General features: G+C 55.3%; 24 protein-coding genes. 6 read left to right on the plus strand and 18 right to left on the minus strand.

Annotation, left to right across the window (positions count from 1 at the left end; genetic code table 11):
• Positions 1-279: 279 nt before the first annotated feature.
• Positions 280-912 carry a winged helix-turn-helix domain-containing protein gene (locus CKW14_RS00390; protein ID WP_093433774.1) on the minus strand — a complete coding sequence of 211 codons (633 nt, stop codon included), beginning with the start codon at positions 910-912 and terminating at the stop codon, positions 280-282.
• Between the two features lie 279 nt (positions 913-1,191).
• A complete protein-coding gene (locus CKW14_RS00395; RefSeq protein WP_095124342.1) occupies positions 1,192-1,932 on the minus strand; it encodes a winged helix-turn-helix domain-containing protein in 741 nt (246 codons plus the stop codon).
• 586 nt (positions 1,933-2,518) lie between these two features.
• Here CKW14_RS00395 and CKW14_RS00400 point away from each other — a divergent pair.
• A complete protein-coding gene (locus CKW14_RS00400; protein WP_095050500.1) occupies positions 2,519-3,352 on the plus strand; it encodes an undecaprenyl-diphosphate phosphatase in 834 nt (277 codons plus the stop codon).
• On the opposite strand, the gene CKW14_RS00405 is transcribed toward CKW14_RS00400, so the two are convergent.
• Together CKW14_RS00405 and dusA are read right to left on the minus strand one after the other, a co-directional pair.
• The gene (locus CKW14_RS00405) at positions 3,353-3,724 is read right to left on the minus strand and encodes a DUF2388 domain-containing protein (protein ID WP_095124343.1); all 372 of its coding nucleotides are present in this window, start codon (positions 3,722-3,724) and stop codon (positions 3,353-3,355) included.
• A gap of 75 nt (positions 3,725-3,799) precedes the next feature.
• The gene (gene dusA / locus CKW14_RS00410; protein ID WP_095124344.1) at positions 3,800-4,774 is read right to left on the minus strand and encodes a tRNA dihydrouridine(20/20a) synthase DusA; all 975 of its coding nucleotides are present in this window, start codon (positions 4,772-4,774) and stop codon (positions 3,800-3,802) included.
• 139 nt (positions 4,775-4,913) lie between these two features.
• Between dusA and CKW14_RS00415 the strand changes: the two genes are divergently transcribed.
• A complete protein-coding gene (locus tag CKW14_RS00415; RefSeq protein ID WP_095124345.1) occupies positions 4,914-6,065 on the plus strand; it encodes a site-specific integrase in 1,152 nt (383 codons plus the stop codon).
• Here the strand turns inward: CKW14_RS00415 and CKW14_RS00420 are convergent.
• From CKW14_RS00420 to CKW14_RS00470, 10 genes are all read right to left on the minus strand, one after another.
• Entirely contained in the window at positions 6,040-6,315 is a 276-nt protein-coding gene (locus tag CKW14_RS00420; RefSeq protein ID WP_095124346.1) for a pyocin activator PrtN family protein, read from the minus strand. The genes CKW14_RS00415 and CKW14_RS00420 overlap by 26 nt on opposite strands.
• Positions 6,316-6,693: 378 nt before the next feature.
• The gene (locus CKW14_RS30120; RefSeq protein WP_095124348.1) at positions 6,694-6,915 is read right to left on the minus strand and encodes a hypothetical protein; all 222 of its coding nucleotides are present in this window, start codon (positions 6,913-6,915) and stop codon (positions 6,694-6,696) included.
• Positions 6,912-7,259, minus strand: coding sequence for a hypothetical protein (locus tag CKW14_RS00435; protein ID WP_095124349.1), 348 nt, complete (start codon positions 7,257-7,259; stop codon positions 6,912-6,914). Before CKW14_RS00435 ends, CKW14_RS30120 begins: the two co-directional genes overlap by 4 nt.
• Positions 7,260-7,338: 79 nt before the next feature.
• Positions 7,339-7,635 carry a hypothetical protein gene (locus tag CKW14_RS00440; RefSeq protein WP_095124350.1) on the minus strand — a complete coding sequence of 99 codons (297 nt, stop codon included), beginning with the start codon at positions 7,633-7,635 and terminating at the stop codon, positions 7,339-7,341.
• 48 nt (positions 7,636-7,683) lie between these two features.
• Positions 7,684-10,398 carry a toprim domain-containing protein gene (locus tag CKW14_RS00445; RefSeq protein WP_176471232.1) on the minus strand — a complete coding sequence of 905 codons (2,715 nt, stop codon included), beginning with the start codon at positions 10,396-10,398 and terminating at the stop codon, positions 7,684-7,686.
• Positions 10,399-10,404: 6 nt separating this feature from the next.
• Positions 10,405-10,638, minus strand: coding sequence for a hypothetical protein (locus CKW14_RS00450; RefSeq protein ID WP_095124351.1), 234 nt, complete (start codon positions 10,636-10,638; stop codon positions 10,405-10,407).
• 76 nt (positions 10,639-10,714) lie between these two features.
• Entirely contained in the window at positions 10,715-11,086 is a 372-nt protein-coding gene (locus tag CKW14_RS00455; RefSeq protein WP_095124352.1) for a hypothetical protein, read from the minus strand.
• On the minus strand, positions 11,083-11,373 hold the full coding sequence (locus tag CKW14_RS00460) for an ogr/Delta-like zinc finger family protein (protein WP_038979812.1): 291 nt from the start codon (positions 11,371-11,373) through the stop codon (positions 11,083-11,085). Before CKW14_RS00460 ends, CKW14_RS00455 begins: the two co-directional genes overlap by 4 nt.
• Positions 11,370-11,843, minus strand: coding sequence for a YmfL family putative regulatory protein (locus CKW14_RS00465; protein ID WP_095124353.1), 474 nt, complete (start codon positions 11,841-11,843; stop codon positions 11,370-11,372). The genes CKW14_RS00460 and CKW14_RS00465 overlap by 4 nt, the downstream gene beginning before the upstream one ends.
• Before the next feature lie 29 nt (positions 11,844-11,872).
• Positions 11,873-12,133 (minus strand): hypothetical protein, encoded by a 261-nt coding sequence (locus CKW14_RS00470; RefSeq protein ID WP_095124696.1) that lies wholly within the window; start codon positions 12,131-12,133, stop codon positions 11,873-11,875.
• A gap of 101 nt (positions 12,134-12,234) precedes the next feature.
• Between CKW14_RS00470 and CKW14_RS00475 the strand changes: the two genes are divergently transcribed.
• The 4 genes from CKW14_RS00475 to CKW14_RS00490 all read left to right on the plus strand — a co-directional run bounded on the left by CKW14_RS00475 (position 12,235) and on the right by CKW14_RS00490 (position 15,920).
• Positions 12,235-12,642, plus strand: coding sequence for a helix-turn-helix domain-containing protein (locus tag CKW14_RS00475; RefSeq protein ID WP_256587170.1), 408 nt, complete (start codon positions 12,235-12,237; stop codon positions 12,640-12,642).
• 279 nt (positions 12,643-12,921) lie between these two features.
• Positions 12,922-13,815: a hypothetical protein gene (locus CKW14_RS00480; protein WP_095124354.1), complete on the plus strand. Its 894-nt coding sequence runs from the start codon at positions 12,922-12,924 to the stop codon at positions 13,813-13,815.
• A 243-nt stretch (positions 13,816-14,058) separates the two neighbouring features.
• Entirely contained in the window at positions 14,059-14,439 is a 381-nt protein-coding gene (locus tag CKW14_RS00485; protein ID WP_095124355.1) for a hypothetical protein, read from the plus strand.
• Positions 14,440-14,519: 80 nt separating this feature from the next.
• Entirely contained in the window at positions 14,520-15,920 is a 1,401-nt protein-coding gene (locus tag CKW14_RS00490; protein ID WP_095124356.1) for a P-loop NTPase fold protein, read from the plus strand.
• Between the two features lie 27 nt (positions 15,921-15,947).
• On the opposite strand, the gene CKW14_RS00495 is transcribed toward CKW14_RS00490, so the two are convergent.
• Genes CKW14_RS00495 through CKW14_RS00510 form a run of 4 tightly spaced genes read right to left on the minus strand, consistent with a single transcriptional unit; the run spans position 15,948 to position 20,489 of the window.
• Entirely contained in the window at positions 15,948-17,213 is a 1,266-nt protein-coding gene (locus CKW14_RS00495) for a phage late control D family protein (protein WP_095124357.1), read from the minus strand.
• The gene (locus tag CKW14_RS00500) at positions 17,210-17,650 is read right to left on the minus strand and encodes a phage tail protein (protein ID WP_095124358.1); all 441 of its coding nucleotides are present in this window, start codon (positions 17,648-17,650) and stop codon (positions 17,210-17,212) included. The genes CKW14_RS00495 and CKW14_RS00500 overlap by 4 nt, the downstream gene beginning before the upstream one ends.
• Before the next feature lie 6 nt (positions 17,651-17,656).
• Positions 17,657-20,380, minus strand: coding sequence for a phage tail tape measure protein (locus CKW14_RS00505; RefSeq protein WP_095124359.1), 2,724 nt, complete (start codon positions 20,378-20,380; stop codon positions 17,657-17,659).
• Positions 20,370-20,489, minus strand: a complete 120-nt coding sequence (locus tag CKW14_RS00510; protein WP_095124360.1) for a GpE family phage tail protein — start codon at positions 20,487-20,489, stop codon at positions 20,370-20,372. The genes CKW14_RS00505 and CKW14_RS00510 overlap by 11 nt, the downstream gene beginning before the upstream one ends.
• Between the last annotated feature and the right edge of the window lie 6 nt (positions 20,490-20,495).

The following is a 20,495-nucleotide window of genomic DNA, read 5'->3' on the forward strand; positions in this document are numbered from 1 at the left end:
CGAACTGTCGTCAGTCAATAGACTAAGTTATTGGCTGGAATGGTGTCTGACGAGTTCTAACAAGATGGCACAGTGCCAACTTTTTAATAATTAAATAGAAGGGTGTTAGAAAAGGTCGTAGAGCGAGGGGTGAATAAAGTATGTTGTATTTGTTACTGTTGGAGGGTGGAGGCAGGGAATATTTACTTCAGGGAGGAAGATCAAGCCAAACAGAGTGCTCTTGTTGTTTTTGTAATCGCACTTTTTTCTGTTTGTTCTGTTCGTGGAGGTCTTGCGGGGTTACGCGACGACTTCCTGAATCAGGCAATAACCGCGGTTTCTGACAGCACGAAACAGTCGCTCACCATTACTGGCGCTTTTGAATTTGTCTTGCAGGCGACTCAGGCACATTTCCAGGCCGCGATATTGTTCCGGTTCTCGACCGATGCTGAGAATCAGCTCGTCACGACTGACAACACGCTCTTCATGGCTGAGCATTTTTCTGACCAGTGCTGTTTCCAGGCCAGTCAGGCTGATTTCGACATCTTCTTTGACCAGTGCACCCTGAGCGGGGTCGAGATGCCAGGTTTCATTGCCGGGCATATCACCTTCAACGGCAGGTGGCATGTTGCGGGATTCCCCGGTAATGACCGGGACATTCTGGAAAGGATTAGCCGATTGCGCGGCGCGCCATTCGGACTCGAGCGTGGCCACTATTCGCTGAGTATCGTGTTCGATACTGCGCGGGATATTTTTTCGACTGATGCCTGGATATGTGAACTCCATCACCATTGGAGCGGAAGAGGGCGAATCAACCCCTTCAAACGAATTGAAACGTTCACTGGACAGCATGCTCTCCAGTTCGCGTTGCGACGTTGTACTGTGAGTCACGACAACAAAATATTTCCTTGGGAGGGTTGTACTAGTTTCCATGTCTCTCTCCTGAATACATACCAAAATTGGCTAAAAGATAAATCGGCAGGCGAGCAATGACTTCCTCGGAAGTAATCGATAGGCAGGGTCTGGGCCCAAGATTGGCCCTCGATAAATTCCACTCGATCTGCTGCTATGTTATGGAGTTTTATTGTTATGGGGCGTGTTGTCGCGCTCATTCAATTGCTTGATTTCAAACAGGCGTGAAGCAGAACGGGAGCTATATGGTTGCATTAGACGATCCTTCGTACGTATGCAAATGGGATGGCTGCCCGAGAGTCAGGCAGTCGATATCAGACCCCGCAGCAGGCGATAGCCATAGCCGCGAATGCTCTGAATCGCGTTTGTACCATACATGTCCTTGATTTTTCCACGCAAGCGACTGATTGATTTCTCCAGCGCTCGAGGGTCGTAGAAATTGGTGTTGAGGCCCATGATGCTGGCGATTTCATCATGGCTCAGAATGTGATTACTGGTTTGCGCGAAGGCTTCGAGGATCTTCATTTCGGCAAACGAGATATCGAGTTTCTTGCTGGTGCCCATCAGGCAGATACGCGTCGGATCAAGCGTCAGATCGATATCGCGTTGCCATTCTTCGCTGTTGAAGAACTCGCCCAGCAACTCGGCGCCATCGTCGGAAAGGGTATTGAGCTTGATACAAACATCCGCGCCAGCCAGATAATATTTGATCTTGTTGAAGGCGCCGCGACCGGTGATGACCGCGCAAATGATCGGTTTCAAGTTGTCGCTGCGCAGGTTCTCGACCAGGGCAAGATTGTCTTCGAGGGCCTGAGGGCTGTCGATAACCAGGAAGATCGCTCGATACGAACCAGACTGTTCATTCAACTGATATGAACTAGTGTACGCGCTGGCTTCGAGCGCCATATCGGTACGTATATGCTGGGCGACTAGCGCTTTGAAATGTTCAGCCACGCCACGGGTACGACCCAGAGTAAGAACACCAGGTTCGTCGTTTGTCGGGCGCGGGCTTCTAGTCGCTAAGTTCGCTGAGAGCATCATGCATTGACTCGAATTAAGTGCTGACATCGGGATGTTAAAGCACCGGTTCTCATCTGTGACTGACAATTGGTAACATTCACGCGATTTTTAGACGTGGCTCCCGAGTTTTCTAACAATAATTAAGCTTTTCAAGCTTTTAGTTGATTTTCTCGGAGGGGTGAACTACTGCTTAGATGGTGGCGATATGCAATGGTGCCACTATTTTGAGCTTATTGCGATGGCTATCTCTATGTCTATCTGCCACTGTCTGGCCATCTCTGAATAATGTGATTTTGATCACACTTTATTGTCAGAGCAACTTTTTTTTGCAAAAGACCTAAATATTTTCTGCGTAGTTCGTCGGCCGACGATTATTAACATGGCTTGAGTGTGGCAATTCATAAGACCTATTCTTTGAGATCAAAAGATCGTCCGATCGCGGCCCGAACCTTCGGCAGCTCCTACAGGGGAATGCATTTCAAAATGTAGGAGCTGCCGAAGGCTGCGATCTTTTGATCTTCATATACGCCAATTGTGTAACTTCAGATACTCAACCCCTGAGTGTTATTACCCGGTCGCTCACCAAGAGCGCTCTGACGGAGGATTAATGGATTTCTGGACCCTTTTCCAGGTGTTGATATTAGGTGCGGTAGAAGGCCTGACCGAGTTCTTGCCGATCTCGAGTACCGGCCACCAGATCATCGTCGCCGACTTGCTGGAATTCGGCGGCGAACGCGCCATGGCCTTCAACATCATTATTCAACTGGGTGCCATTCTTGCCGTCGTCTGGGAGTTTCGACCGAAGATCTTCGACATCATCAAAGGCCTGCCCACCGAACGTAATGCACAACGCTTCACCCTCAACTTGCTGATCGCTTTTCTGCCCGCCGTGGTCTTGGGCGTATTGTTCGCCGACGCGATCCACGAATACCTGTTTAACCCGATCACCGTCGCCGTGGCACTGGTGGTCGGCGGCATCATCATGTTGTGGGCCGAACAGCGCAGCCATGTGATCAGCGTCGAACACGTCGACGATATGCACTGGTCCCACGCACTGAAAGTCGGATTCGTACAATGCCTGGCGATGATTCCCGGCACCTCGCGCTCCGGCTCGACCATCATCGGTGGCCTGCTCTTCGGCCTGTCGCGAAAAGCCGCCACCGAGTTCTCGTTCTTCCTCGCCATGCCCACCATGGTCGGCGCCGCCGTGTACTCCGGCTACAAATACCGCGATCTATTCCAGCCCAACGACCTGCCAGTCTTCGCCCTCGGCTTCGTCACCGCATTCATCTTCGCCATGATCGCCGTGCGCGGCTTGCTCAAGTTTATTGCCAACCACAGCTACGCCGCGTTCGCCTGGTACCGGATCGCGTTTGGTTTGTTGATTCTGGCAACGTGGCTGTTTGGCTGGGTCAACTGGACCGCCGCAGCGGCCGCCTGATCACTGAGCGCTGATCAACGCCGCAACGGCGAGATCGTTTAACGCCGAATCCGGCGACTCCTGTCGATAGCGCTGCAAGGCCGAGGTGAAATACGCGGCCTGCAGCATCCCGTCGCTGGCGAGATAGAGTCGCGCGTCTTCCTGTTCTTCAGCAGAGTAAACACGCTTGTGACTGTCGGTCGTTTCCTGGCTAGACGAAATAGGTGCAAGGATTAAAGACACCAAAGTGAAGCCGGAAAACTGCGTCACCTCCCACGGCGTATCGGTCCGGCCCATACAAAAGCCATCGCAGTGCGCATAAACATCGGTGGTGAAGCTGAACAAGGCGAGGAGGGTGAAACGCTTGAAAGCAGAAAAAGTAAACGCGGGCATAAACAAAAGACATCCTGTCAGTACAACAAAACGCCGGGCAACGCTCATGCGTTGCCCGCACACTCAAAACTTCAATCAACGACCTTCAAGCAACTCAGCCGCCTGATCCAGCAACGCCAGCGGATCCTTGGCCTTGTGAATATCCACCGACAACAACTGACGGAATTTCCGCGCCCCCGGGAACCCCGTGCCCAAGCCCAGCACATGCCGCGTGATGTGATGCATCGCCCCACCGGCGAGCAAATGCTCGGCTATATAAGGACGCAACTGCGCCAACGCCTCAGCCCGACTGATCACCGGCGCCGAACTGCCGAACAACTGCTGATCCACCTCCGCCAGCAAATACGGATTGTGATAAGCCTCACGCCCCAACATCACACCGTCGAACGTCTGCAAATGCTCATGGCAGGCCTCCATCGTCTTGATCCCGCCATTCAGCACAATCTCCAATTCCGGAAAATCCGCCTTCAGTTGCGCCGCCACGTCATAGCGCAATGGCGGAATGTCGCGATTCTCCTTCGGCGACAACCCCTCCAGAATCGCAATCCGCGCATGCACGGTGAAACTGGTGCACCCGGCATCGCGGACTGTGCCGACGAAATCACACAACTCCGCGTAACTGTCCCGACCGTTGATGCCGATGCGATGCTTCACCGTTACCGGAATCGACACCGCATCACGCATCGCCTTCACACAATCCGCCACCAGTTGCGGGTGACCCATCAGGCATGCGCCGATCATGTTGTTCTGCACACGATCGCTCGGGCAGCCGACGTTTAGGTTCACCTCGTCGTAACCGTGTTCCTGAGCCATGCGGGCGCAGGCGGCCAGATCCAATGGAACGCTACCGCCCAACTGCAACGCGAGAGGGTGCTCGGCTTCGTTGTGACGGAGGAAACGTTCGTGATCGCCGTTGAGGAGTGCGCCGGTGGTGACCATTTCGGTGTAGAGCAAGGCGTTCTTCGATAGGAGGCGTAGGAAGAAACGGCAATGGCGGTCGGTCCAATCCATCATGGGTGCAACACTAAAGCGCCGAGACAGCGTAGGCATTGGTTTTACTGGGCTAAAGCTCTGATTCTGTACCATTTTACTCAACGTGTTTTCGGCGTGTTTTAGGGCGTTTTCAGGCGTTTTTTGAGTCTCGGTGGTACGATGTACCACTTCAAAACCGACGCGTACCACTTTCGATATGGCAGCTATCAGGGCAAGAAAACTGGCGGATGGGTCTGTGAGCTACACGGCTCAGATCCGCATCAAGCGTGCTGGAGTGCAAGTCTACCAAGAGAGCCAGACCTTCGCCCGGAAACAGGCTGCGCAGGCGTGGGCGCGTAAGCGTGAATCGGAACTTGATGAGCCTGGTGCGATCGAGCGGGCGAGCCGCAAGGGCGCTACTGCTAAAGAGATGATTGATCAGTACCTGCGCGAAGTCGAAAAAGCGCGGCCGCTGGGCAAAACCAAAAAGGCGACGCTCACGGCCATCGGTGCCAGCTACTTCGGCAAACTCAACGATACCGACATCAACACGCAGTGCCTGGTGGACTTCGCCCTGTGGCGGATGAGTAGCGAAGGGGGAGGCGTCCAGGCGCAAACCGCCGGCAACGATCTCGCGCACCTCGGCGCCGTGCTTTCCATCGCCAGGGACGCATGGGGCTATCAGGTTGATCCGCTGGCCATGGCCGGAGCGCGGCGAGTGCTGCGCAAACTCGGCTACAACCTCAAGAGCCGCGAGCGGGACCGCCGTCCGACCTTGGATGAGTTGGGCAAGATCATGACCCACTATGAGGACATGCAGGCGCGTCGTCGAAGCGTCACCAACATGTTGAAGGTCGTAGGCTTCGCCCTGTTCTCAACCCGCCGTCTCGATGAAATCACCCGCATTCGCTGGGCGGACGTAGACGAGGCTGGCCAGCGAGTCCTGGTCCGGGACATGAAGAACCCCGGGCAGAAGATCGGCAACGACGTCTGGTGTTACTTGCCAGATGAGGCGTGGCAGATACTCCAAACGATGCCCAAGGCCGGCGACGACATTTTCCCGTACAGCCCCGAGTCTATTTCTACGTCCTGGGCGAAGGCCTGCAAGTTTTTGGGCATCGCCGACTTGCACTTTCACGACCTTCGCCACGAGGGTGTCAGCCGCCTGTTTGAAATGGACTGGGACATCCCGCGCGTGGCGAGTGTGTCGGGGCACAGGGACTGGAATTCGCTGCGACGCTACACCCACCTGCGCGGTAAGGGTGATCGATATGTGGGGTGGGAGTGGCACGAAAAGATATTGAGGGCGCCCGTCCAACTGGGCGCCGCATCAATGAAGTGGCTCAAAAGGCGGGTTTTAAGCCGTTGAGCTGATTGTTTTCTTTCACCGCGGCGGCGCGCTGGAGATCGAGGTAAGCCGCCAGGTCGCCGATGTGAATGCCCTTGGCGGACTTCTGGCTCGGCTCCAGCCGGGTGATCGGGATCTTGATCTGACCGCTCAACACCTTGCGCTGGAACATGTCGGGCGTCAGGTGTGTGAAGTAGTCACGGCACACCCGATCAAGCGGGATAATTGCCTGGCCGTTGTACTGAGCCATCAGAATGAAAGCTGTGTTCATGATGCTCCCCTCACATCCGAAACGATTGATGAATGAACCTCGGCCGGGCTATTTCTTCCGCCGGCTTTGCGTCGGCTGTCTGGATCTCGCAAACAAATCTGTGTCGCTTTCGGTTGGTAGCGGTCAGGGCTTTGGTCAGGCCGAGAACAGCATCGAGGCATTGCTCGTAAGCTGTATCTCCTATCCATTGTTGAGCCGGAAACACTTGGCAATCCGTCCGAGTCGCATCCGCGCACAAGTACAACAGCAGGAAAACAGTCATAGCCTGGCTCCCTGCTGCAAAACACTTGGTTCTATCCGTTTTGGCATTTGCATGGTGCTTTTCCTTTGCAGGCGATGGGGAGTTGCAGCTCCCCGTTGCTCGCTCTGTGATTCAGTTCAGCGCGCGTAACGCCGTGGTTTGTTCTTTCTCTCTTCCGCTCGTGCCGCCATCAGCTCAGCCCACTCGGTAGACTTGCGCTGCTGCCGGATCCGGCTACAGGTCTGATGCTTGCGAGTGGATCGGGCCTTGCCGCAAATATCACAGCAACTGGGAAGGTCCAGGCGATGGCTGGCCATGGTCGGGCGTGTGCGAGGAATAGGATCTGGGCTTAGGTTCATGGCGCCCTCACTTTGCCCGCGCCCGCGCCCGCGCCCACGCCAATCGCTGTCAGCCTCACCTCATCGAGAAATTTGCACATCTGCAACTGGGTCCGCTTTGTTCGGTTTCTCGGGTTTTCGCAGGTCTGCTTGACCGATTCCCTGAACTGTCTGAGTTGTTCCACCTCACGCAACAGCGTGTCGAAGTCAGCCAGTGTGACGAAGCGAAGCGTCGGGTTGAGGTTTGAATCGACTAGGCCGGCTACTTGATAGCTTTGTACGTCGTCCAGGCGGCGGGTGACGCCGATTTCCAGTGGGTTCGTGGTAGCCTCTGTGCCGCTGCCACTTGGGTTTTGTGCGTGCATGGTGCTTCTCCCTTTGGGTGGTCGGTGTCGAGGGATTGCAGTCCCTCGACACCACTTTTTTCCGGTAATAATTCGCTGGTCAGCCCGCTTGGCGTACCAGGTGAATCACCAAGCCTTTGAGCTGCTCGTTCCCAGCAGCCTCCTTCTGCCATTGCAAAACCTCATCGACCTGTCTGCTTGAGCAGTCATCGACAAGCAGCGTCCGCTCACCGCGCTCTAACCTGACTTCCATGATCCCCAGCAGGCCTTCATGCGAATACGCATCCGCATGAATGATCCCGGCCTGTTTGCCTTCGGCCAGTTGCCGGGCCTCGATCGATCTAAGTTTTGTCGTCTTGCCCGTGCCGGCGTCGCCGGTGATAACGTGTATTTGCATGGTGCTTCTCCATTGGAATGTGCCCAGCGTTGCAGCGCTGGTTGCGGTTTACGCGCTCTGAAAAATCCAGCAGCGCACAGTGGTGGGTTTGTTGAACATCGCGTTGCCGGCCGCTTGTGAGGCGCGCACGGCGCTATACACGGCCTTGTTGGATTCCAGCCACTTGTGGCTGCGGCTGTTGACCAGCAGCCCGCGCAAGGTTTTGAGGTCGGCGAGGTTCTGCCGATGCTCGCTGGCCTTTTCGGCGAACTCGTTGAGGTTGATCGCGATGAGTTTCGGGTCGGTGCTGTGGTTGACCTGCGGGCCTTCGCCCAGGCTTTCGAGGTATTCGTAGACTTCCCAGAACTCGGCAACCAGCGGGTGGTCGGCACTGATCGCGGCTTGCCGCTCCAGCGCCATGACCATCAGTGCCTGGTGCGTCGTGGCGACGTGGTTGTCATCGAGCGGGCACACCAGGCGCAGGCAATCGACCAGAGCCATCAACTGGCTGTGGTTCTTGATGATCCGTTCCACGCGGATTTCTTTGAGCTTGCGCAGCTGCTGCTCATGGACCAGCACGCGTTCGGAGAACTTGGCCATCACCTGCGCTTCAGCGCGCACGGCGAGCAGCAGGAAGTGGCTCAGTTGCTCGACCGGGATCAGGTTCAGGTTGTCAGCGGCGGCACGGCTTTCGGTGGTGACTTCCGGGCGCGCAAAGTGGGATTTGATAATCCGGGTCAGGATCGCTTCGGACGCGCTGACATCGGCGTTCTGGCTGATCGCAATCGCGCCCCGGAACGGTGGTTCATAGGTCTCGTTGCCGCTGGTCTTCATACCCTTGGTGCCGAGCGTGCCGCCGCCGTAGAAATCCTTCAGTTCGTCCCAGTCGAAGCCCTTGGCGTGTGCCTTATCCGGCTCGTTGCGGTCGCCTTCGATCAGCACGACCGGCATGTTGGAGACTTGGCCCATGGCGCGCTGTCGACCGGCACGGGTCGATTTCGACGGGTCAAAACCTTCATGCTCGCGGCCGAGCAGTTTCCACAGGAAAGTCAGCAGCGTGGTCTTGCCGGCGCCGGCTTCACCGGTGACCTCAAGGAACGGGAAGGACTTGTACTGCGCGCGGATCTGCTCGGCGAACAACGAGCCAAACCAGAATGCGAGGGCGACGATGCCCTTGGCGCCAAAGCACAGCCACAGCATCGGCAACCAGTCGGTGCGGTACTGCTTGCTGTCGCGCTGGATGTGCATGGCGATCGATTTTTGCAGCGTCTTCAGTCGCAGCTTGCCGAACTCGAAAAAGTCTTCCTTGTTCACCACACTAACGATGCCGCCGCGTACCGCGAGGTCGCCAAAGACGTAGCAGCCGTGCAGTTTGCTGTATCCGATGAAGTCGATTGTCTCGACCGTTTTCAGGCCGAACAGCTGATCCTTCATGATCTTGTCGAGCTGCTGCCCGCTGCCGGTGAATACGGCGCCGGCGGCCATGCTGAGCAGGCGTTTCTTGAACTCGCTGGCGGCCGCGACCTGGCCACCGGTGAAGGTGTTTTTGACACTGCCGCTGTCGTGCGGGAAATCGACGCGGAAGTAGTACCAGGATTCGTCGGTGACTTCGTTGCGCTGGAAGTACAGCGCCTGTGGGTAGCAGTTGGCGATTTCCACCACGCCACCACATTGGCGCAGGGCCTTTTCGCGACGCTGCTTTTCGTTGAGCAACTGGTCTTCGTGGCGCTCGGAGGACTCCAGCGCCTGCATGGCCTTGTTAAATTTCTCCAGGTCCATCTTGAACCAGTAGAGCCGGCTGTCGAATCCGAAGTGAAATTCGTGGCGCTCGCGCCATTCGTACATCAACACGCCTTTCTCAGACGCGCTTTCGGCGATCAGCAAGGAGCCGTGATAGCGAGCGGTGGCTAGGTCCTTGTCGATCTGCTCGGCACGCTCGCTCTCGCCATCAATAAATGCCCAGCGCTGATGCAGATCGTTCCAATCAACCTTGCGGCTGTCCGATTGCGGGATCTGTGCCGCTTCGCACTCGTAGCCCAGGGCGCGAGCCTGACGCACCCAACGCTTTGTGTATTTGTGCGCGCCGGGTTCGTTGTCCAATGCCCAAATGAGCTTGGGCAATTTACCGCCGCGTTGTTGGGCCAGCTCTTTCAGAGACTCCTCGGGGAAGAAGGCAGACGACATTGCCGACACGGCTGCAATGCCGTTATGCACCAGGGCGATGGCATCGAATATGCCCTCGACAACCCACAGCTCTTTGACGTCTAGCAGTTCGACGCACGGCGGGCACCACCAGAACCCACGCGGGCTGTCACCGGGCTTGAATCGCGCCTTCATCTTGCCGAAACGGTGCGGCCGGTCGATCAGGCGCTCCCAGTAGCCACCTTTCTCCAACGCAAAACGCACGGTCGCGCTGCCGGCATTCAGTTCGCCGGAGAAATACGTTTCCTGAGTAAACCAGCCCTGAATCAGATCGAGCCGAAAGCCTCGGGCAAATTCCAGATAGGCACGCGCGGTGGCGCTGGGGTGTTGCTCGCTGGCCGGGGCGCGCTTACTCCAGTCTTCGAACAGGTCTTCGTAGATTTCTTTAACGTGCCAGGTCTGGCCACATTTGCCCCGGCCGCAGCGGATCATCCACGGATCATCGTGGAAGGCGTACAGCTCTTTTTTCTTGCACGCCGGGCATTCGCCCTGGCGCATGTATTTGCCGGCTTTGTGTTTGAGTCCGTAGTCGGATTCAAGGCGTTGCAGGATGTCGGCGCGCAAATCGTGTTTCATGTTCATCGGGGCTTACTTCACTTCGCCGAGACTGTGTTTAAGGGCGCCAATCAGGCGTTTTTGCGCGGCCATCACCGGGAAGGCCGACAGCAGCGAGCCATGCCGTAAACCCTCGGGAATCATGCGGAACCGATCGTCATACCAGTACTCGTTGAACTGCATCGAGTACTGAGCGCGCAGTGCCTGGAGCAGGGCTTCGGCCTGCGCACGGGGCAGTTTTGCGTTGATGGCGATGTCGATTTCCATGATCCACCTCGGATTTCAGGCAAAGCTCACCCAAACCCAAGGGAAGCGGGGCAGGGCGGGTTGTTTAAAAAAGGAGTTACTGAGGGTGGTGCTTGTGCGCGGAGTCGCGCTGGGCGAGCAAGGTCTGCGGCAGCAGTCTCGCCGGTACCGGGAAGCGTAGATCGGCGCGGGTGTCGATCAAGTGCACGACTGTGCAACCGGGGCTGTTGCCCCAGTCCACTCCGATCCATTTGCGCTGGTTGATCACCTGCAATTCAGTCCAGGCGTTGTGCACCAAGCGCTCCGCCATGAAGACAGGTACCTCCAGCGACGTGGCCAAGTGGCGAACGCAGTTTTCATAGAGCAGGTCCGAGTCCACCAGGTACTGCGCTTCGTGCCGTTGCAGGTAAGCGAACGCGGCACGTTGCATGCTGCTGCGGTAGTCGTGGGTCAACTGATCGTGGTTCATTGCGCACACTCCATTTCCATTTGGTCGAGCAGGTCGGGTTGATCGTTGGCGGTCTTCATAGCGGCGCGGCGCAGGGCGATGTCTGCTATGGGCAAACGCACCGATGGGTTGGCCATGCCGCTGGGACTCATTTCGTGAGTCATCTCGAACTCAGCTCGCACCGACCAGCCGCAGGCCTCGTTGGTGCATTGCAGGTAGGCCACCCGCAGAAAAATGTGTGTACCTTCGCTGGTGCGGATGCGCATGCGGCCGAGGCAGTGCGGGCAGACAAGCTTGTAAGTACTCACCCGGCGAACCCCCGACCGTGCAATTGAATGGTGGCCAGCACTTCGGCGTAGCGGGCGGACATGTAGTGCACCAGGGCGTTGATGATCGCTTGGGCTTCGCAGGACTCAATGACACCGTCGTCGAGCGCTTTGGCAATAATTTGGTCAACCATGCCGCGCTTGGCGGCGGCTTTGACTGACCGGTTGTACAACTCGACGTTGTCCAGATCCGCCGATGCTGTCAGCGGGACGAACATGCCGCCGTATTTGGCTGCGATGTAGTCCGGCAGGAAGGTTGTGCCTGCTACCTGTTCGAGGCGATGAATGTGGTCGTCACTCAGCGGTCGGCTGCCGGCGTTTTCGTAAGCCTGGTTATCGAACTTTTTGAGTGACATGCCGAGATCGGCGGCAGCGTAAGTCCGGCCACCTTCGTATGCGCCGATCACTGCGCTGACGACATCCTTTCGGCTTGCTAGAACTGGGCGTTTCATCTTCTGGTTTCTCCTTGGCTTCGCCGGCCCTACAGTTGATCAACAGCCTCAGATTCATTTGGCTTTGCGTTCGGATCGACAAGGATGCCGGGTAGCACTTCTTTCCCTATCAATCGTGATATGTCTCTCAGGATGCTGAACGACAGCCGCCCGCGTGGCAGCGAATCTTGTCCAGCCCACCGCTGAACCACTTGAGTAACCGTGCGCGGTTCGTAGCCGTGGCTGATCGCGAACTGCCGGAAGTTGCTTCCGTTCTCAATCAACCGCGCCTGGATCTGGCGCTTTTCCATGGCTTGGCTCATGGTTGATGTGTTCCTACTTGGTTAAGATGTACCTGTTTGTTCGCAGTATACGCACCCAAACGAGTGCGTCAACCGGATCGTATGAAAAAATGAGTATAGCCACGCGCCTGCGCAGTGTTCTCGATCACAAAGGCTTGTCGATCAAGGAAGCCTCTGACCTTGTAGGAATTCCCTACAGGACGCTACAGAACTATCTTCTTGATGAGCGGGAACCCAATGCGAAAGCCATGGGTGCCCTTCGTACCCATTTGGGTATAAGTGTGGATTGGCTACTCACAGGTGAGGGTTCTATGTTTCACGGTGTGTCGATCGAGGGGGCAGGGCCTGAGTCGGCAAACATGCAGGAGAAGGCCATGCTTGAGCTGTTTCGCTCCCTGGGCGATGCAGGCAAGCGGGAGATACAAAGCGCTGCTGAGGAAAAGAAACGCTTAATGGATGTCGAGCAGCGCCTCAAGGATTTGACTGAAGCCCTTGCCGATACCAAACGGCCAGCATAATCTGTACCCATTAAGAACGGTCAGGCTGGCAGGGATGCAGCCAATCGCCGTCTGAGACAACTCAGTGATGCGTTACTAAAAGTTCACTTAGGCAACATAGGGATGTGTTCTGTGCTCAGTATTTTTTCCGCAAAAAATTCTTTTATCACATTGATTTCATAATGTTTTTCGTTGGCATTACAGCGGATAACAGCTTGTGGGTGAGTGAAAATAATAAAATCGGTCGACATTATTAGAGTTTTGAGCTTTGCTCAATAATATAAAAGGGTGGGGATATAAGTGGCTAAGCCAAAGGTTGTTCAGGAGAAATTTTCAGTTTCCTACGATGCAGACGATGGTGATTTCAAAAATCATGAAATAGACGCACTTGATTTGGCTAAGTCTATTCTTGGTGTATATAATGCTGTATCTGAAGCCAATGCACTGATGAATAAGGGAGCTGAGGTTGATTTGAAGGTCTCTTCTCCTGTTCGTGAAGGTTCGGTGATCGTCGACTTCCTGCTTTTAGCTTCTACTCCGGCGGCTCTTCAAGTTCTAAAGTATATCGGCTTTTCAGCTATCGGAGGCGCCGTCGCAGGTGGGTCGCTAATAGAAGTAGTAAAGAAGTTAAAGAGTCGAAGGATTGCGAAGGTAACCGTCGAAGCTGGATCAGATATTGCTACTATCGAAGTTGATGGTGAAGTGATTAAGTGCAATAAATACGTGGCTCAGCTTGCAGTGGACAAGAAAGTCAGGGACTCGCTACATAATGTTATTCAGGCTCCAATTGCGGGCAAGAAAAACGCGACGTTCAAAGTTTTGGATGAGCAAGAAGATGTCGTTCTATCCGTAAAAGAAAGTGCTGCTCATAATTTTTCCCCGTTACCTGTTGGCTCACTTGAGTCTGAAGAAACCTCTAAAGATAAGACTACAGCATATTTTGTACAGGTAAATTTCGAGTCTGGACGAGGATGGCGAGTGAAGCTTGCCGACGGTACTGAGCATGCTGTAGAAGTCGCAGACGAAAAATTTATGACTAAGGTTAATCAGAACAAACAAACGTTTTCAAAAGATGACTTGTTTGAAGTGGTTATTGAGACTAGGTCGGTGTACAGGCAGACAAGGGCTACACATTCGTACGTGGTTGTGGAAGTTACAAAGCATTTTGCAGATAAAGGTCGTCGACTAGTGTGAGGGATGCATTGTGAATGTAAACCCCAGTTTTGTAGAAGCGTTATTTTATATATCACTTATAATATTAGCGCCTGTTATTTTTAAGATGTCGCGAATTCTAGCTAGATATTTCCTCAATAGATATGTGGCCACGGATAAAGTGATTATTGTCTATAAGCGAGATGGTTTAATAGTTGGAAGGAAAACCATTGCTACGACTGGGTATGTTGTGGATCAACTAAAATCTGCAAATGGAGGTGCTTAATGGCGGACTTGCCTAAGGTTGCTCCTCAAGGTCTTCAAGCCTCTGTTACTGCTGGTTTGGGAACGTTCGCGACTGCAACTTGTATGAAATGGTTGCCGGCGGAAGATGCTCAGTATTGGGTCGGTGCAACCACGTTGATTGTTCCCGTGATTGGTTATTTCGTCGCTAAGTTTTTCTGCCGTATTGATGAGCCAGAGGGGCTTACACAATATAAGGCTAGGTTAAAGAAAGACTTGGCAAGTCAAAAAAAGATAATGAAAGATAAAAATATATCGGCAGAAGTTAAGGAAGGGATAAAAGAGAAGTACACGTCGACAATGTTAAGGCTGGCTTCCGCCAACCAAGATTATACTTCCCAAGGAGTTGTTGCCGATACGTGATTCCACAAGGCGAACGCTTGGGTGCTGGTTATTATGTTTCTGGTTTGGATGTCCTAATAACGTTCTAGAAGGGTAGAAAGATGGCAGATGTCGAAGAAATATGGGCTGACGATCTTATGGACCGTCAGCCGAGTGCGAAATTCTTAACATCGTATCTGCTTGCGAACCCTCATGTGAAGGTCTTGAATGTGAATTCCCCTTGGGGGGCTGGAAAGTCTTTTTTCTTGAGTCGTTGGAAAAATGAACTGGATAGTGATTACGTCTGTGTTTTTTTTAACGCGTGGGAAACTGATTATACTGCTGAACCTCTTATTGCACTGATTACGTGTATTGAACAGCAAACCAAAGATAATTTGGATCTAACGCTACATAGTGCAGGCAGGGCCGCAGTCGACGCGACTGCTTCAATAGTGAAGAAGGCAGCCCCGTTAATTGCTAAAGGATTAGTGAAAAAATACATCGGGGTAGAGCTGAAGGAGTTGCTGGGGGACGAGGGTGATCAAGAAGGAGCAGATTTTGCTAGCGATATTGTCAGTACGCTAATAGCAGATCAAGCAAAAACATTACAACATGTGGACGAGTTTAAGAAAGCCATATTGGAAAGGTTTTCTCAAGCTGCGGATAATAAAGGTCTCAGAAAGCCTGCATTTATTTTTATTGATGAATTAGATCGCTGTCGCCCGACATATGCAATAGAGCTGCTTGAGCGAATTAAACATTTTTTTGAGCTGGAAAACTGCCGTTTTGTTATTGCGTCCGACTCGCGCCAATTGGCTCACTCAATACGTGCGGTTTACGGGCAAGGATTTTCATCTGAACGATATCTGAATAGATTTTTTGATGCAGAGTTTAATCTGAATAACGCGGATATATATAGTTTGGTTCATCACAGTCTTCCTGAGATTGCCTCGGTCGCGTTAGAGTTGAATGTTACGGGTAAAAATATAGGATTCTTTTTTCCGGGTGATGCTGAGTATGTTTACCCAAGAAAAAATACTGCTATTAGTTTTATTCAGGGATATACTGAAAATGCAATAATCATAGTTGGATTGTGTAAGTACTTTAAGGTCGAGCTGCGGGAGTTGATGAACTACATTAAGCAGATTAAAAGCGCCTGCGATTCAATTGAAGGGGCAGTCCACTTTTTTTGGTTGGCATATCTAGTGTTTTTCAAAGCCACGAAGTCCGAACTTTATTCGGGGCTGTGGGTGACGGGGAAGTCGATGGAAGCAGTAAGTGCTTACGATGAGGCGGAAGCAGACCCAGTCACGTTTTCTTTCACAACGGAACTAGCATCGGTGAAAGAATTGGCGACTTATTATTTGGCACTGTTGGAGTCTGACCATCAAAGTCGTAACAACATGGCGCAAAACATAAGCTCTTGGAGGAGCCCGGTTTTTTTCGCTTTGTCTAGGGAGAGTGACATCCTAAAATTACAAAACTACAAAGACATCGTTGAGTTGGCTCACAGATTAAGTTGATGTTAAGTGATGCAGATAATCATAGCGTTAGAACTCGATCTGCATCCGCTCCCATTCACGTTCGACCGCCCGTTTCGCCGTTTTCTCGTTGGCGTATAGCCACTGCAATCGTCGCGGTTGAATTTGATTCCCTGCTGTCACTGACTTTTGTTTACCCACCCCGTTGTCGCGATAGTACGCAATGATACCTGTGTAATCGCCCTTGTTCTCTTCTGCCAGACCCTCAACAGTATCTTCCGGCAGCTTGCTCTCCAGCTCCAAGCTGATGGTATAGCCGTTGTCCGCACTAAGCGTGTGCTGCACATTCCCCCCATACCAGATGATTTCATCAATTTCCGGCTTAACCCCTTCGAGCGTATAGGTTAGCTCCGGGATCAGATCCGGCCGGCCCATGGCCAAGGTATAACTGAGCGTCGCACTCCCACGTTGCAATCGGTTGAATTCCGCTCGGGCGGCGCGCAGAGCAGACTGTCGATCGCTATAGGTATGCCGTAAATCCTTGAGATTTTCCCCGCCCCCGGCGATGGCTTCCTGTTTCTTGGCGCTGTTCACATCGTAGAAGTAGGCACGCACACCGTCGTAACTGTCGCGGTCTGCTTGCAGGTAGCGGTGCTGGTCGCCGTCGGCGCGGGTGAGAGTGATGTGGGGCAGCTCGGCGCCGCTGGCGGTCTTGCCACCGCCGGCGGGCAGGCACAGCAGGCAACCTGCTTTGACGGTGACTACGGCGTCAAACTCTTCGCCGACACGGCTGATCAGGTTGGCGTCGGACTCGTTGGCCTGGTCCAGTTGCAGGATAGGCAAACCGTCGAGCGCGCCGGCGATGGTGGCGGTCAGGCCATTGCCTAGGGCGATATCGCCCAGCACGTCGCCAAGCGTGGTGTTGCTCCAGCTTCGTTCGCGTTTGGTCTTCAAGCCTTTGCGCAGGTCGGCCGAGCGGGCGCGGATGCTCAGCACGTCGGGCGTGCCGGAGTGTTCTGTTTCGTCGACGGTGTAGGTGCCCTTGTCGACCAGTCCGGTATCACTCCAGCCCAGCCACAGCCGAATCACCGCACCCTTGGGAGGGATGGCGAGCAGTCCGTCGTGGTCGCTGAGAGTGATGCTCAGTTGATCGGCCTCGATGCCGCGATTGTCGGTCAGATCGAGGCTCATCAGGCGCGGGCTGATCAGTTGCGCGATGTCGTTGCCGTCCACGGTGATGCGAAACGCCGGCACCGGGTAGGCTGCTTCGCGCTTGTAGCGTTCGATGGTCTTGTCCAGAAAACCGGTGACGCGGGAGAGGGCGGCATCGATCACAGCAGCGCCCTCATGATGCTGACGCCAGCGCTGGTACCGGCGCCGATCAGGTCGATACGGTCGTCATCAATGCGCTTGAGGCTGAGGGCGAATTCGATTCGGCGCGGCGTGCCGTCGCGGAAGAAAATCGTCTTGGTTTCGCTCAGGCTTTCGATGATCCATAGGCCATAGATTCGGCCGCTGCCCTCGACCATTGGCCACGCCTTGCCGGTGTTGGCCATCAAGCGCAAGGCGTCGAGGCTCAGGGCGCTGCCGGCGAGTTCCGGCAGGATGATGCCGGGCAGGGTGATGGAGTCATCACCACGGCCAACGAACTGGCGGGCTGGCGCGGCGCCGACGCGGTTGCTGCTGGCGTGGCGCCATTCGGTTTGGCGTTGTAGTTCCTGGTAGGCGGCGGTGGAGAGGCTGAAAACGAACATGCCCAGGGCAAGCATCATGGCGGGTTACTCCAGGTCGGAAAGTTTGCTTCGCTGGCGGGCGCTCTTTTCGCTGGAGACGCGGGCCAGTTCGGCGCGCACCGCGCGGGCGATGGCGCGCTCATCCATGCCGGGCGTGGTGTGGATGTTGATTTCGTAGGTGTCGTGGCTGTCGTAGGCAGTGGCCGGCGCCGGGCTGATGGGCGCGCGATTGTCGATCGACACTGAAGATGATGCGGCGGCACCAGTTGGCAATTGCGGTAACCCGATGGCGCCGAGCGGGCCAGCCACGGCGCCGAGCGCACGTTGCCCGGCCGACACGACTTGTTTACCCATGTCAGTGATGGCGCCCAGCGGCCCATCCTGACCACCTTGCAGACCTTGGGTCAGACCGGCCATGGTGAAGCCGCCAAGCGCGGTGAACACGCGGGACGGACTGTGGATGCCGAGCTTTTCCTTGAACATGTTGATGGCCGAATCAGCCACTGAGCTGACGGCGTTTTTGATCTGCCCCAACCCCGCGAGCAGTCCGTTGACCAGGCCGTTGACCAGCATGTTGCCGAACTCGGTAAAGCGGCTCGGCAGATCTACGCCGAGGTAGCTCAGTACGCCAGCGAAGGCCTGGTAGATCAGGCCGATGGGGCTGAAGTTGGCGAGCGTGTTGAGGATTCCGCCGATACCGCCACTGAAGCCGGCTTTGATCTCAGTCCATGCGTTGCTGAAGTAGAGTTTCACCGCATCCCAGTTGCTGTAGATCAGGTAAGCCGCACCGGCGAGCACGGCAACGACGGCACCGATGGCCAGCGCCACCGGGTTGGTGGCGAGGCCCCAAAGTGCAATGCTGACGGTTCGCAGGGCGGTTACCAGCGCGCCGCTGAGTGTGCTGGCCAGCGTGCGAAAACCTTGGCCCAGCATCGGGAGGGCATTGCGGGCCAGACCGGTGATGGTGGGGGCGAGCTTTTGCATGATTCTCAGCGTGCCACCACCCTGCATGCCGAACATCGCCATGCCGTAACGGATCACGGCAAACGGGCCGAGCAGGCTGGCCATGCCGATGGCCAAGCCGCCGAACACGAACGACAGACCCGCGACCAGCGCCACGACTTTGACCAGGCCGCCGGCGAGCTTCGGGTTTTCCCGCGCCCAAGCGCCGACTTTATTGGCGACTTCACCAAGGGTGTTGATCAGCTCTTTCAGCTCCGGCGCGACGGCGGCGCCGAACTCGGCCATGGCGTTGGTGAAGCTGCCTTCAGCGGCTTCCATGACGTTGGTCAGCGTGCCGAGTTGTTCGTTGACACGCATGCGCAAGGTCGCTTGAGTTTGAAGCTTTTGCTGCACTTCCTGATAGCCCGCCAGCCCCTTGTTCATCATGGTGTTCAAGGTCGTCATCGTTTCCGCGTCATCACCGAACAGCTCTTTAGTGATCGTCGTGCGGTCTTCATCGTTGAAGGCCTTCAGCTTCTCGACTTGGGCGTAAAGGTTTTCCAGTCCGGCGAAATTTCCGTCGTCATCGGTAAATTTGAAGGAGACACCCTTGCCCGTGGATTTGGCGAGGTCATTGGCTTTGCCAACTTTGTCTTTGTTCAAGCCCGCTTGAAAGATTTTGCGGAACGCGTTACCAGCAGCGCCGCCTTCCATGCTTTGCTGATCCATCATGATCAGCAGCGGGGCCAGTTCCTTAGCGGCGTCGAGTCCGGACTTTTTGATGGTTTCCATCACCGGTGCAATTTTGCTGAAGCCCTGAAGCATGTTGCCGGGATCAACTCCCGCATAAACGCCGCGCTGGATGGTGTCCATCAGCGACATCATGTCTTTCTCGGATGTCTGGGTGGCGTCCTGCATTTTCGCCGCGAACTCGGCGGCTTCTTCGGCGGGCATCTTCAGCTGTACGCCTAGATATGCGGCGGCCTCACCCGTCCCGCCGAGGATGCTCTGCGCGCTGATGCCCTGACGTCGCAGCATCGTCATCATGTTCTGAAAGTCGGCCGTGGTGCCGGGCAAGCGGTCGCCCAGTTTGGTGGCGAGGTCGGTGATCTTCTGGAAGTCCTCGGCCACCTTGCCGGTGTTGTCCATCATCGACACTTTCAGTTGCGTGGCTGAGTCTTCGTTCGGTGCAAATGCGCCCACGGCTTTGGCCAGCGGGCGGCTCGCCGCGTAACCCACGCCCAGCCCGGCGGCACCGTTGACCGCCATGTCACTCGCAAGGCTTTGCGTCTTCGCCAGTTTGGCGCGTTCGGCGGCCATGCGTTTTTGCTGGGCATTCAGCGCGACCAGCCGTTTCCCTTGTTCGCTGATCGTGGTGTTGGTGGCTCCGATCTGCTCGCGCAGTTGGCGTTCGTGGGTGCCTAGGTCTTTGGTGCTGATTCCTGCGCTGTACAGCTTCGAACGCAGGGTCTGCAACTGTTCGGACTGCTGCTGGTGCTGTTCTTTGAGCCGCTGAGCCTCACGCACGGCGGTGCGAAAATCCTTGGCCAGGGCCTTGGTCGGAACGCCTGTGGCGGCAAACTGCTGACTGAGCGCGCGCACTTTGTCGCGGGCTGAGGTGAGGGCTGTTTCGGTCTGCTCAGCGGCGGCGCGCTGGGTCCGCCAGGCGCTGACGTCTTTCTGCTGGGCATTGAGTTCCTTGAGCCGGTCCCGCGCGTCCTTGAGTGCGCGGGCAGCGCCGATGCTGCCCTTGTCGATGGCCTTCAGGGGGCCGCTCGCCCGGTCAATCGCATTGAGCAGGACCTGAAGTTTTAGATCATTCGCCATCGGTGGAACTCCGCACCCTGGCGCGCTCGCGCCAGTCCATCAGTTCTTGCAGGCAGAGCTGATCCATGTCAGCCGGTGCCCAGTGAAAAACCACGGCCAGATCGGCCATGGCGTC

This window comes from Pseudomonas sp. Irchel s3a12 (assembly GCF_900187485.1).
Classification (GTDB): Bacteria; Pseudomonadota; Gammaproteobacteria; order Pseudomonadales; family Pseudomonadaceae; genus Aquipseudomonas; species Aquipseudomonas neuropathica.

Excerpts from the sequence above, each read along its gene's own strand:
- CKW14_RS00390 (WP_093433774.1), bottom strand. The coding sequence starts at position 912 with ATGGAAACTAGTACAACCCTCCCAAGGAAATATTTTGTTGTCGTGACT.
- CKW14_RS00395 (WP_095124342.1), bottom strand. The coding sequence starts at position 1,932 with ATGATGCTCTCAGCGAACTTAGCGACTAGAAGCCCGCGCCCGACAAAC.
- CKW14_RS00400 (WP_095050500.1), top strand. The coding sequence starts at position 2,519 with ATGGATTTCTGGACCCTTTTCCAGGTGTTGATATTAGGTGCGGTAGAA.
- CKW14_RS00405 (WP_095124343.1), bottom strand. The coding sequence starts at position 3,724 with ATGCCCGCGTTTACTTTTTCTGCTTTCAAGCGTTTCACCCTCCTCGCC.
- dusA (WP_095124344.1), bottom strand. The coding sequence starts at position 4,774 with ATGCCTACGCTGTCTCGGCGCTTTAGTGTTGCACCCATGATGGATTGG.
- CKW14_RS00415 (WP_095124345.1), top strand. The coding sequence starts at position 4,914 with ATGGCAGCTATCAGGGCAAGAAAACTGGCGGATGGGTCTGTGAGCTAC.
- CKW14_RS00420 (WP_095124346.1), bottom strand. The coding sequence starts at position 6,315 with ATGAACACAGCTTTCATTCTGATGGCTCAGTACAACGGCCAGGCAATT.
- CKW14_RS30120 (WP_095124348.1), bottom strand. The coding sequence starts at position 6,915 with ATGAACCTAAGCCCAGATCCTATTCCTCGCACACGCCCGACCATGGCC.
- CKW14_RS00435 (WP_095124349.1), bottom strand. The coding sequence starts at position 7,259 with ATGCACGCACAAAACCCAAGTGGCAGCGGCACAGAGGCTACCACGAAC.
- CKW14_RS00440 (WP_095124350.1), bottom strand. The coding sequence starts at position 7,635 with ATGCAAATACACGTTATCACCGGCGACGCCGGCACGGGCAAGACGACA.
- CKW14_RS00445 (WP_176471232.1), bottom strand. The coding sequence starts at position 10,398 with ATGAACATGAAACACGATTTGCGCGCCGACATCCTGCAACGCCTTGAA.
- CKW14_RS00450 (WP_095124351.1), bottom strand. The coding sequence starts at position 10,638 with ATGGAAATCGACATCGCCATCAACGCAAAACTGCCCCGTGCGCAGGCC.
- CKW14_RS00455 (WP_095124352.1), bottom strand. The coding sequence starts at position 11,086 with ATGAACCACGATCAGTTGACCCACGACTACCGCAGCAGCATGCAACGT.
- CKW14_RS00465 (WP_095124353.1), bottom strand. The coding sequence starts at position 11,843 with ATGAAACGCCCAGTTCTAGCAAGCCGAAAGGATGTCGTCAGCGCAGTG.
- CKW14_RS00470 (WP_095124696.1), bottom strand. The coding sequence starts at position 12,133 with ATGGAAAAGCGCCAGATCCAGGCGCGGTTGATTGAGAACGGAAGCAAC.
- CKW14_RS00475 (WP_256587170.1), top strand. The coding sequence starts at position 12,235 with ATGAGTATAGCCACGCGCCTGCGCAGTGTTCTCGATCACAAAGGCTTG.
- CKW14_RS00485 (WP_095124355.1), top strand. The coding sequence starts at position 14,059 with ATGGCGGACTTGCCTAAGGTTGCTCCTCAAGGTCTTCAAGCCTCTGTT.
- CKW14_RS00490 (WP_095124356.1), top strand. The coding sequence starts at position 14,520 with ATGGCAGATGTCGAAGAAATATGGGCTGACGATCTTATGGACCGTCAG.
- CKW14_RS00500 (WP_095124358.1), bottom strand. The coding sequence starts at position 17,650 with ATGATGCTTGCCCTGGGCATGTTCGTTTTCAGCCTCTCCACCGCCGCC.
- CKW14_RS00505 (WP_095124359.1), bottom strand. The coding sequence starts at position 20,380 with ATGGCGAATGATCTAAAACTTCAGGTCCTGCTCAATGCGATTGACCGG.
- CKW14_RS00510 (WP_095124360.1), bottom strand. The coding sequence starts at position 20,489 with ATGGCCGATCTGGCCGTGGTTTTTCACTGGGCACCGGCTGACATGGAT.